The organism is Butyrivibrio sp. XBB1001 (assembly GCF_000424505.1).
Lineage (GTDB): Bacteria > Bacillota > Clostridia > Lachnospirales > Lachnospiraceae > Butyrivibrio.
This window is the reverse complement of record NZ_AUKA01000006.1, coordinates 58,354-71,017: the sequence shown is the minus strand read 5'-3', so window position 1 is coordinate 71,017 and position 12,664 is coordinate 58,354. Positions and strand designations below refer to the sequence as shown.

The 12,664-nt window shown below is 41.5% G+C and carries 7 protein-coding genes and 1 other annotated feature; all 7 genes read left to right on the top strand.

Annotated elements, in window-relative coordinates; all coding sequences use genetic code 11:
• Positions 1-33: 33 nt before the first annotated feature.
• The 7 genes from G631_RS0106755 to rpoB all read left to right on the top strand — a co-directional run bounded on the left by G631_RS0106755 (position 34) and on the right by rpoB (position 12,623).
• Positions 34-639: a hypothetical protein gene (locus G631_RS0106755; protein ID WP_026488804.1), complete on the top strand. Its 606-nt coding sequence runs from the start codon at positions 34-36 to the stop codon at positions 637-639.
• 16 nt (positions 640-655) lie between these two features.
• Positions 656-2,179: a lipopolysaccharide biosynthesis protein gene (locus G631_RS0106750; protein WP_026488803.1), complete on the top strand. Its 1,524-nt coding sequence runs from the start codon at positions 656-658 to the stop codon at positions 2,177-2,179.
• Positions 2,180-2,192: 13 nt separating this feature from the next.
• Positions 2,193-4,217, top strand: coding sequence for a glycosyltransferase (locus G631_RS20105; protein ID WP_051196960.1), 2,025 nt, complete (start codon positions 2,193-2,195; stop codon positions 4,215-4,217).
• A gap of 203 nt (positions 4,218-4,420) precedes the next feature.
• Positions 4,421-7,306 (top strand): pectate lyase family protein, encoded by a 2,886-nt coding sequence (locus tag G631_RS18345; protein WP_051196958.1) that lies wholly within the window; start codon positions 4,421-4,423, stop codon positions 7,304-7,306.
• A gap of 56 nt (positions 7,307-7,362) precedes the next feature.
• Positions 7,363-7,495: a sequence feature (ribosomal protein L10 leader region), on the top strand.
• Positions 7,496-7,519: 24 nt separating this feature from the next.
• The gene (gene rplJ / locus G631_RS0106735; protein ID WP_026488802.1) at positions 7,520-8,074 is read left to right on the top strand and encodes a 50S ribosomal protein L10; all 555 of its coding nucleotides are present in this window, start codon (positions 7,520-7,522) and stop codon (positions 8,072-8,074) included.
• Positions 8,075-8,143: 69 nt separating this feature from the next.
• Positions 8,144-8,521, top strand: a complete 378-nt coding sequence (gene rplL, locus G631_RS0106730; protein WP_026488801.1) for a 50S ribosomal protein L7/L12 — start codon at positions 8,144-8,146, stop codon at positions 8,519-8,521.
• Between the two features lie 235 nt (positions 8,522-8,756).
• Entirely contained in the window at positions 8,757-12,623 is a 3,867-nt protein-coding gene (gene rpoB, locus G631_RS0106725) for a DNA-directed RNA polymerase subunit beta (protein WP_026488800.1), read from the top strand.
• Positions 12,624-12,664: the final 41 nt, after the last annotated feature.

The following is a 12,664-nucleotide window of genomic DNA, read 5'->3' as shown; positions in this document are numbered from 1 at the left end:
CAGAAAAAATGTTTTTTTGCCTATGGGGGATTTATGTTTGGCAAGATAAAGACTATGTTGGGGCTTGTTCTTTCGCTACAACTTATAATTATTGCTACAGTTTCAAGGCTTGATGTAATAGATGCTCATGCTGCAGATGAGCTTAAAAGTGCTGTAGATTGTTCTTTTATTATTCCACCTGAATTTATTCCTGGAGGAGAGACTGGTCTTTTTGTGAACCGCAATGCTCCAATGGAATCTTCTACAATAAAATATAGCTGTTATGACAATGGGGCGGATAAGGTTTTGACCAATAGACAGAAAAAGGAACTTGAAGAATCTGGGGTCAGACAGATCATTGATTCGTCCAGAAATCTTACTAAAGAAATCTATCAGGAGCAGATGAAGCTTGCCTATGACCAGGAATTTGGGCAGAATGTAGGCTTTAATGTCAGCTCTTTTGAAAATATAACTATTGACGGGTATCCAGGCTATCGCATAGTTTCAAGCTTTCAGCCTGGGGGAGAAGAAACAATTCATCAGACTGTTTATATAGTTTTATCCAAATACAGGACGTTTACAATATCCTTCCAAAGAGCAGAGGATGATGATTGTGAGGATTTGTTTGATAAGAGTGCTCAGACAATTCACGTGAAATGAGTTTTAAGGGGATTTAATGGCAGTAAGCAGATCAAAAAGGACAGCCCAGAATGCTATTATGGGTTTTACATATCAGTTTGTTACAATGATTCTTGGCTTTGTTTCAAGAGTCGTATTCTTGCGGACTATTGGGGTTGAGTTTCTGGGCCTTAATGGTATCTTTGGCGATGTATTAACTCTTTTATCTATGGCGGATCTTGGTTTTTCAACAGCCATGGCTTATAGCTTTTATAAGCCTTTGGCAGATGATGACAAGGATGCTATCGCGGCCCTGGTGGCCTTTTATAAGCGTATTTACAATATCATAGCCATGGCGGTGCTGCTTATTGGATTAGCGGTTATTCCTTTTTTGAGGTTGATCGTCAAGACAGAGCAGGATATACCACTTCTAGAGGTTTACTATCTCTTTTCACTTGCCAGAGTAGCTACTTCCTATCTGTTTGTTTATAAGACAACTCTTTTAACTGCTGATCAGAAGGATTATAAGGTGGTATTGATCAGGATGATCATGAACATCTCAAGGGTGTGCCTCCAGCTCCTGATGTTGGTAGTGTTTAAAAGCTACATTTTGTATCTGTCAGTAGCAACAGCAATGGGAATTCTCAATAACCTCATTGCTTCTAAAAAGGCAGAGAAGGAATACCCCTATATTAAAGATCTCAGGGGCAAATATGTGTCTGACAAGAACCTGAGGGGCAGGATTGTAGAGAACATGAAGTCAGTGTTTATCTACAAACTCTCAACAACTGTTTTCAGCGCTACAGATAACATTATCATATCTGCAGTTATCAGCACTGCTGCGGTTGGACTTTATTCCAATTATCTTAACCTTAGTCAGAAGCTTCTTTTGATGGAACAGATTCTTTTTTCATCTATGACAGCTAGCATAGGCAATGTCATAGCCAAGGAAAATGCTGACAAGAAGTACAAAGTTTTTCAATCTATACAGTCAGTGAGCCTTATTTTGTGCGGTGTTATCACTAGTTGCTACTGTCTGCTGGCAGATGACTTTGTTGGGATAGTTTATGGAAAAGAATATGCCCTGCCCTTTATTGTAGTAATTGCAGTTACTGTGAATGCTTACTTTTCCTGTGCTCTGCAGCCGCTCTGGCTTTATAGAGACGCTACAGGATTATACAGAAAAACTAAGTATATTATGCTGGTGGCAACTATAGAGAATATTGTACTTTCTATAATCCTGGGTAAGATTATTGGAATTGCGGGTGTCATTTTTGCTTCGGCAATTTCAAGGCTGACAACTTATTGCTGGTATGAGCCAAGGCTTCTTTACAAGGAATACTTTGACAGAACTGCAGGAAAATATTACTTCCAGATACTAACGAATGTGCTCTTGTGTCTGGTGGCAATTGTTTCAATAGGTTTTATAGTCTCTGGAATGAAAGTTACAGGCTGGGTGTCGTTTGGTGTTAAGGGAGTAATAGTTGGTGCTCTGAGTTTTCTGATCTTTATGGGCATTTATTTTAAGACAGAAGGCGCCCAGAACATCATTAAAAAGATCAGGGAAAAGCTTGTCAGATAAGGTTATATAGTATATGAGTGATTTGGTTACTGTTATTGTACCTGTGTACAAGGTTGAGAAATATTTGAATAAATGCGTGGATTCTATTTTGAATCAGAGCTACAGAAATCTTGAAATCATTCTTGTGGATGACGGATCTCCTGATGAATGTAGCAGGATTTGCGATGATTATGCCAGTATGGATTCCAGAATAGAAGTTATCCACAAAGAAAACGGAGGCCTTTCCAGTGCCAGAAATGCAGCTCTTGATGTGGCCAAGGGAGACTGGATCCTTTGTGTTGACAGTGATGATTATATTCATAGCACTATGGTTGAAAAGATGCTTGCTGCGGCTGAGGAGAATTTGGCTGATATAGTTATCAGTTCTTATTATCTTCAAAAGAATGACAAGTTATCCATTGTGGATGAAATCCATGATGAGGTGATCGTAATGGATAAAATGACAGCTCTGGATAGGCTTGTTGCAGATAAAGAGATTAAGAGTTATGCCTGGGGAAAGCTATATAGGGCTGAACTTTTTGAAGGAGTAAGATATCCAGATGGCAGAAACTATGAGGATATTGCAACTACCTATTATCTGTTTGATAAGGCTGACAAGATAATCAAGATTCCAGAGTATCTGTATTACTATCTTGTAAGGGATGACAGCATCTCTTTTAACAATTCTACAGTCAGCTGGCATAAGGGATGCCACGCATCCTGCCTTGGACAGGAGGAGAGAGCTGAATACTTCAAGCAAAAAGGCTATGTTGACCTGTATGAAAGGGCGATGGCAGCTCTTTTGCCATATCTGTTCTCTGATATTAAGAGCGCTTACCAGGCTGGTGAATTTGAAGATGCTATTGAAACTCAGAAGTATATACAAGGGCATTTGAATTCATTTAGGGAAAATGCGTATATTTCAGACAAAGACAAAAAACTGATCGACGTATATTTAAAGTCACCTGATTACTTTAAGTTCTATGAAAAGGTAAAAAAGCCAGTTTTGAAGATAAATAAAAAGATAGCAAAAGTAAGACATCATATCTGGCTATTAACTGCATTCTATGATTTTGAACTAAAAGCAGGAAAGAGCAGGAGGGTAGTTTATTTCGAACTTCCTTGCTTTGACAATTTGGGGGATCATGCAATTGCTTATACTACTAAAAAGCTTTTGAGTCAGATTTTTGCAGATGATGATTCAGCACAAATATATGTGGTTCCTGGTTGGCAATTCAATAAGGCATTTTCTGCCCTTAAAAGGTGCATAGGCAAGGATGATGTTATTGTTTGCCAGGGCGGCGGAAATTTTGGAAATCTGTATGATTTTGCACAGGTCTTTAGAAGAAAGGTATTAAAGAGGTTTCGTGATAATAGGATTGTTATAATGCCTCAGACAGTTTTTTATACTGATGATGAAAAAGGCAATAAAGAAATTGAGCTTGATAGGAAGACTATAGAAAAATGCAGCAATCTGACTATTTTAGCTCGGGATAAGAAGTCATACGGATTATTCAAACAGTATTTTAAAACCGATGTCTGCCTCATGAGAGATGTGGTAACAACACTGAATCTTCCTGATCAGAATAATGAGAGAGAAGGAATTCTTCTCTGCCTTAGATCTGACAAGGAAGGAAAGCTGTCTCTGGAAGAGAAAATGCAAATAGAAAAAGAGTGCAGAGAATGGGGGCAGGATGTGAAAGTTTCTGATACCTGCACTAATTATGTGATAAAAGATGAAGACAGGGAGAGAATCTTACTTGCTAAATTAGGACTCTTTAGCAGGGCTAGGCTTGTTGTAACTGACAGGCTGCATGGAATGATGTTCTCACTTATTACCAAGACTCCTTGTATAGTTCTTGGCAACAACCATCACAAGGTCAGGGAAGCCTATGATACCATAGGGGATTGCGACTATATCAGGTATATTGATTCGGCGGATGAATTAAAAAAGGCGGTCAGTGATCTTTTAAATGATAATTGTGGTAGTTATACAAGACCTGTTTACAAAAATGATCTAGGCAAATATAAGGAGCTTCTGTGTGGAAAAAATAGTTAATCACAATGTAATCTCTTCCAAAATTCAATTGGCAAATATAAACAAAAATCCGCGCAAAAATTCTCTGTAACCGCTTACATAAAAATATTGAATCTCCAAGCCTCAAACATTATGATTAAGAGGCATGAACGAAACGGGCTCTGTGGGGGGACACGGGGCTTGTTTCAACTAAAAAATCTTAAAAGTATTGTTGGGAGGTAGAAATGTTGGGGAAACAGTATAAGGCAAGGCTATGTCTGGCTGTAGCGGGGGTATTATGCGCTTCGTCAGTATTTGCAGGAACTGGGCTTGAGGCATCAGCAGCAGTAAATGCTCCAGCTGTAACAAGCGCAGGAGGATGGCTGGAATCAGCCTATGTGACATGGAGCGCATCTGAGGGAGCAGATGGCTACAAAGTTTATGTAACAGGTGAGAACGGAGAGGCGCTTCTTGATGATGAGCTTATCCGCGTATATTCTAATGGCTCAGGGCAGCAGTACTATAGAGCTGATGCGCTGGGACTTTCTTCTGGTAATTATTCATTTAAGGTAGTTCCTGTGGAAAACGGCAAGGAACAGGCAGGGGCTAGTTCTTTTTCCCAGACTGTATATGTACAGAACCATGACAGATCAGGCTTTGGCTTTGTCAATGGAACATCAAACGGTGCATATAACGCTGACGGAACTCTTAGGTCAGATGCAGTAGTTCTTTATATTACCAAAGACACAAAAGATAGCGTGTCACTTGATGTTGTGACAAACGCAAAAGGTGCAACTACAAGCGCTACTGGCCTTCAGAATATTCTTAACTTATACAAAAAAGGATATGACAAGCGTCCTCTTGATGTTAGATTTGTAGGACAGATCACAGACTTTGACACAATGGAAGGCGGAGATATCTGCATTAGCGGCTCTGGAGATTCCAAGAGGCTTTCTTGCGGCATTACCTTTGAGGGTGTCGGAGAAGATGCAACAGCAGATGGATGGGGACTCAGAATCAAGAACGCTTCCAATGTAGAAGTGAGAAACCTTGGTTTTATGAACTGCGATAGTAACGAAGGGGATGACCTGGGGCTTCAGCAGAGTGATGATCATATCTGGGTTCACAACTGTGACTTTTTCTATGGCTATGCTGGTGGAGATGCTGACCAGGCCAAGGGCGATGGAGCACTTGATACCAAGAAGTCTACTTTTGTAACTCATTCCTATAACCATTTCTATGACACAGGTAAGAGTAACCTTCAGGGAATGAAGTCTGAGTCTACTGAGAACTACATCACATATCATCACAACTGGTATGATCACTCAGATTCCAGACACCCACGTATCAGAACATGCAGCGTACATATTTACAACAACTACTATGATGGCAATGCCAAGTATGGTGTTGGCGTAACTATGGGGGCTTCTGCATTTGTAGAGGGCAACTATTATAGAAACTGCAAGTTCCCAATGCTTATTTCAGAGCAGGGATCAGATGTTATCGAGAACTGGGATACTCTTAAGAGAAATGAAGACTATGGTACCTTCTCAAGTGAAAATGGTGGAATCATTAAGTCTTTTAACAACTATATCGAGGGTGCTCAGTCCTACGTAACTTACCAGGAAAATGCAAAAGAGTTTGATGCTTATGAGGTATTAGCAGCTGAGCAGCAGGTTCCTTCCGAGGTGGTTTCGTATAAGGGTGGCACAAGCTACAACAACTTTGATACATCAGCTATTATGTATTCTTATTCTGCTGATGCTCCAGAGGTGGCAAAAGAAAAAGTACAGGCCATGGCTGGTAGAGAAAATGGTGGTGACTTTAAGTGGGATTTCAACGATGCAGTTGATGATACAGACTATGGAGTGAACCGTGAACTTAAGGCTGCTCTTAATTCTTATGAGACAAGCCTTGTAGCAGTTGGCGGTGGTTCAGTGGATTCACCAAGTGAAGGGGCATCAGATAGCTCAAGTGAAGGCTCATCAGAGGCTGCAGGCGAATCATCAAGTGATAGCGGAGCAGAGGCTTCTTCTGAGTCAGCAGGCGAAAGCTCAAGCGAGGCTGCATCTGAGAGCTCCAGCACAGAAAAAGAGCCAGAGACTCCTGCGGAAGCAACAAGCTATGTTCATAATTTCACTGCACAGGGCAAGGTTAGCGATTTCTTTAGCATAGTAGGAAATCTTTCTACAGATAAAGGGACAGTTATATACAATGATAAGAAGCTTACACAGTGTCTTAAGATTGAGTCGAAGACAAGCATTAAGTTTACAGCTGCTTCAGAGGGACAGCTTACACTTGTATTTGGCGACAAGGATTCTTCTATAAAGCTTGATGGTGATGCGGTAAAAGAGACATCTAATGTTATGACTCTTGATATAAAAGAAGGTGCTCATGAACTTACCAAGAAGGATACAGAAAATCTCTTTTACATGGAGTATGTAACAAAAGGCCAGTCCCAGGTAGAGGAACCATCTACTGATGAGCCAGGAAGTGATGCATCAAACGAGGCTTCAAGTGAAGCAGCTGCGGAGCAGTCAAGCGAAGCTGCAGGCGAGGCATCAAGCCAGGAGTCTGCATCAGAAAGCTCCAGTGAGGCAGCGGGAGAAGCATCTTCCGAGGAAGTGAATGAACCAGTAATCGAAGAGCCAGGTAGTGACCCAGAACCTGTGGATCCTGAGCCAGTTCAGGAGACAGGTACATGGAGCACAAAGTGGGGCAAGACAACATATGTATTTCCAGATGGAACAGTCGCAACAGGCAAGCAGACAATTGATGGCGTAACTTATTTCTTTAAAAATAATGGTTCGTTGATAAAGCAGGACTTTGTTGACATTGATGGAGACAGATATTATGCCGACAGCGAAGGCAGGATGGTAACAGGCTGGAAAGATAAGTGGAGCGCCAGATATCACTTTAGTGATGAAGGCAAAATGAATACAGGAATGACTACTATCGATGGAAGCACATATTTCTTCAAAAATACAGGTAAACTTGTAGTCAGCGACTTTGTTACTATTGATGGAAATACATATTTCTTCAACAGCGAAGGCAAGATGGTGACTGGAGAAATGATCAGATGGCATCACAAATATGTATTTGATGAAAACGGAATTTTGATAGAAGGTTGAAAAATAAGTTGACAATAAAAAAATAATGTGCTAATTTATACAAGGTCGTCTGAGATAACCATTCAGATGATGTGCCGAAGACAGCAGGTGTTCCTTTATGAGGAACATAATGAGTGATCGCCTGCCGAGGAAAAGTTTGATTAGACTTTTTTACCTCTCGATGTCTTCGAGAGGTTTTTTTTCGGCGGTATATTCTATAAGGAGGTAAAAAAGATGGCAAAGGTTGAACTTAAACAGCCTGTAGTAGCTGAGATCTCAGAGAAGATTAAGGATGCTCAGGCAGTCGTACTTGTAGATCACCGCGGACTTACTGTAGCACAGGATACTGAGCTTCGTAAGAAACTTCGTGAAGAAGGCGTAACATATAAGGTTTACAAGAATACGATGATGAACTTCGCATTCAAGGGAACAGATTTCGAGCAGCTTTCAGACCTTTTAAACGGTCCTAGCGCTATGGCTGTATCTGAGACAGATCCAGCAGCTCCAGCTCGTGTTCTCTATGAGTTTGCAAAGAAGGCTAAGGCTCTTGAGATTAAGGGTGGTGTTATTGAAGGAAAGTTCTATGACGCTACAGCAATGACAGACATTGCTACAATCCCTGCAAAGGATGTACTTCTTTCAAGATTGCTTGGCTCTATGCAGTCACCTATCGCAAACTTCGCTCGCGTTATCAATCAGATCGCAGAGAAGGACGGCGAGGCAGCTCCTGCTGAGGCAGAGGCTCCAGCTACAGAAGAGGCTCCTGCAGAAGCACCTGCAGCAGAGTAATCTGTACAGAATTATTAGTAATAACAACACAACAAATTTAGAAATTATACTATATGGAGGTATATAATAATGGCAAAGTTAACAACAGCAGAATTTATCGATGCTATCAAAGAGCTTACTGTTCTTGAGTTAAATGATCTTGTAAAGGCTTGTGAGGAAGAGTTCGGCGTATCTGCAGCAGCAGGCGTTGTAGTTGCAGCAGCAGGTGCTGGCGCAGCAGCAGCTGGTGAAGAGAAGACTGAGTTCAACGTAGAGCTTACAGAGGTTGGTCCTAACAAGGTTAAGGTTATCAAGGTTGTTCGTGAGCTTACAGGTCTTGGACTTAAGGAAGCAAAGGATCTCGTTGATGGAGCTCCTAAGATGGTTAAGGAGAACGCAGCTAAGGCTGAGGCTGATGATATCAAGGCTAAGCTTGAGGCTGAGGGTGCAAAGGTTACTCTTAAGTAATCTTGTTTTCTTCAAAGATAAGCAGATAAATAAGAAAAGCCAAGATGTAGGTTTACTTACATCTTGGCCTTTTTTTATTTATCTTTACAAAAAAACTTGACACCCAGAAAAATTGATGATAGGATATAGGGTGCACTATTGTGGTGTGGTGGGCCTTTTTGCGCACTTTTTTAAAAGTACTCCAAAATCCCCATTTCATCGCAAAAAAATAAAATTTAGAACGGGGTGAATGTCAATGGAAAAAAACAGATTACATCCTACTGGTTCTGGTAAAAGCATTCGTATGAGTTTCCAGCGTCAGAAGGAAGTCCTGGAGATGCCAAACCTGATTGAAGTACAGAAGAATTCATATCAGTGGTTTCTTGACGAAGGCTTGAAGGAAGTCTTTGACGATATCTCTCCTATTGAGGACTACAGTGGCAAGCTCAGTCTGGAATTTGTTGATTTCAAACTTTGCGAGGATGAGATTGACAAAAATAAGAACACGATTGAGAAATGCAAGGAGAGAGATGCAACATTTGCTGCACCTTTAAAAGTTAAGGTTCGTCTCCATAATAAGGAGAAGGATGAGATCACTGAACATGAGATTTTCATGGGCGATCTTCCTCTTATGACAGCCACTGGTACATTCGTTATCAATGGAGCAGAAAGAGTTATCGTCAGCCAGTTAGTTCGTTCACCCGGTATTTATTATGATATTTCATACGATAAGATCGGTAAGCAGCTTATGGCGTGCACTGTTATTCCTAACAGAGGTGCATGGCTTGAGTACGAGACTGATCCTAATGATGTATTCTATGCAAGAGTAGACAGAACCAGAAAGGTTCCTGTTACTGTCCTTATCAGAGCTCTTGGTATAGGTACAAATGAGGAGATTCTTGAACTCTTTGGTGATGAGCCTAAGATCCAGGGAAGTTTTTCCAAGGATTCTTCTACGGATTATCAGAGTGGTCTTCTTGAACTCTACAGAAAGATCCGTCCTGGTGAGCCACTTAGTGTTGAGAGTGCAGAGTCTCTTATCAACGCTATGTTCTTTGACCCTAGAAGATATGACCTTGCTAAGGTTGGTAGATATAAATTTAATAAGAAACTTCATTTCAAGAACCGTATCAATGGACATGTTCTTGCTGAGGATGTAGTTGATGAGACTACTGGCGAGATGATCGCATCTGCTGGTACTAAGGTTGACCGCGCTCTCGCTACAGAGATTCAGAACTGCGCTATTCCTTATGTTATTCTTCAGGAAGAAGAGAGAAATGTTAAGGTTCTTTCTAATATGATGGTAGATATCACACACTTTATTGAGTGTGATCCTGCTGAGCTTGGAATTAATGAGAACGTTTATTATCCAGTACTTAAGGAAATCCTTGATGAGTACACAGTCAAGAATGATCCAGAAGGTCTTGCTGAAACTATCAAGAAACGTGTTCATGAGCTTATTCCTAAGCACATTACCAAGGAAGATATCATTGCTTCTATTAACTACAATATCCATCTTGAGTATGGCATTGGTAACGATGATGATATCGACCACTTGGGCAACAGACGTATTCGTTGCGTAGGCGAACTTCTTCAGAACCAGTATCGCATTGGTCTTTCAAGACTTGAGAGAGTTGTTCGTGAGAGAATGACAACACACGATACAGAAGAGGTTTCTCCTCAGACACTTATCAATATTAAACCTGTACAGGCAGCTGTTAAGGAGTTCTTCGGATCTTCACAGTTGTCACAGTTCATGGATCAGAACAACCCTCTTAGTGAGATCACTCACAAGAGACGTCTTTCAGCTCTTGGTCCTGGCGGTCTTTCAAGAGATAGAGCCGGATTCGAGGTTCGAGACGTACACTATACACACTATGGACGTATGTGCCCTATCGAGACACCTGAAGGTCCTAACATCGGACTTATCAACTCACTTGCAAGCTATGCAAGAGTTAATGAGTATGGTTTCATTGAGGCTCCATATCGTGTTGTTGATAGAACAGATCCAGAGAATCCACGCGTTACTGATGAGGTTGAGTACCTTACAGCGGACGAGGAAGATAATTACCATGTAGCTCAGGCTAATACTCCACTTGATGAGGAAGGCCATTTCGTTAAGAAGACTGTTTCTGGTCGTTACAGAGAGGAAACATCCGAGTATCCTAAGACTGCAGTTGAGTACATGGACGTATCACCTAGAATGGTATTCTCAGTTGCTACAGCACTTATTCCATTCCTTGAGAACGACGATGCTAACCGAGCCCTCATGGGATCAAACATGCAGCGTCAGGCGGTGCCTCTTCTTATGACAGAAGCTCCTGCAGTTGGTACTGGTATGGAGAGAAAGGCTGCAGTTGACTCAGGTGTATGCGTAGTAGCTAGAAAAGCTGGTACTATCGACTTCGTTGATAGTAAGCTTATCCAGATGACATATGATGATGGTGAGAAGGAAGAGTTCCATCTTATTAAGTTCCAGAGATCTAACCAGAGTAACTGCTACAATCAGAGACCTATTGTATTTAAAGGGGATCATGTAGAAGCTGGTCAGGTTATCGCAGATGGTCCTTCTACATCGCAGGGAGAACTTGGTCTTGGTAAGAACCCTCTTATCGGTTTCATGACATGGGAAGGTTATAACTACGAGGATGCTGTTCTTCTTTCAGAGAGACTTGTACGTGATGATGTTTATACATCTGTACATATCGAGGAGTATGAGGCAGAAGCTCGTGAGACAAAGCTTGGACCAGAAGAAATCACTCGTGATGTTCCTGGTGTAGGTGATGATGCTCTCAAGGATCTCGATGACCGCGGAATCATCCGTATCGGTGCTGAGGTTCGTGCAGGTGATATCCTTGTTGGTAAGGTTACACCTAAGGGAGAGACAGAGCTTACAGCTGAGGAGAGACTCCTTAGAGCAATCTTCGGTGAGAAGGCAAGAGAAGTTAGAGATACATCTCTTAAGGTTCCTCACGGAGAATATGGTATCGTTGTTGATGCCAAGGTATTTACAAGAGATAACGGCGATGAGCTTTCACCTGGTGTTAATCAGGCTGTTCGTATCTATATCGCACAGAAGAGAAAGATTTCTGTAGGTGATAAGATGGCTGGTCGTCATGGTAACAAGGGTGTCGTATCACGTGTACTTCCTATTGAGGATATGCCATATCTTCCAAATGGTAGACCACTTGATATCGTGCTGAACCCTCTGGGCGTTCCTTCCCGTATGAATATCGGACAGGTCCTGGAGATTCACCTTTCTCTTGCTGCTAAGGCACTTGGATTTAACATTGCAACACCAATCTTTGATGGCGCAAACGAGATAGATATTCAGGATACACTTGAACTTGCTAATGACTATGTAAATAGCACATGGGATGAGTTCGAGGCTAAGTATAAAGATCTTGTACATCCTGAGATCATGGAATATCTGTACGAGAACAGAGATCATAGAGAACTCTGGAAAGGTGTTCCTATCAGATCAGACGGTAAGGTACAGCTCCGTGATGGTAGAACAGGTCAGAAGTTTGATAGCCCAACAACTATTGGACACATGCATTACCTGAAGCTCCATCACTTGGTTGACGATAAGATCCATGCTCGTTCAACTGGTCCTTACTCTCTTGTTACACAGCAGCCTCTGGGTGGTAAAGCTCAGTTCGGTGGACAGCGTTTCGGAGAAATGGAAGTTTGGGCTCTCGAGGCTTATGGCGCAGCTTACACACTTCAGGAAATTCTTACAGTTAAGTCTGATGATGTTGTAGGACGTGTTAAGACCTACGAGGCAATTATTAAGGGTGATAACATTCCTGAACCTGGCGTTCCAGAATCATTCAAGGTTCTTCTTAAAGAACTTCAGTCTCTTGGTCTTGATATCAAGGTTCTTCGCGAAGATAACACTGAGGTTGAAATCAAGGAGAGCGTTGATTACACTGATTCTGATTATCGCTTCGAGATGGAAGGCGATAATTCATCACGTGATTACAGCCAGGAATCTTTTGAGGCTAATGGCTACTCCAAGCAGCACTTCGATGAAAGTGGCGAGCTTGTAGCAGAAGCAGAAGAAGCAGATGATTTTGAAGAGTCATTTGAGGACGATTTCGGTTCATCTGATGATGAGTAATCAGAAATAAACTGTTTGACTGGCCTTATGGTCAGTCAGGC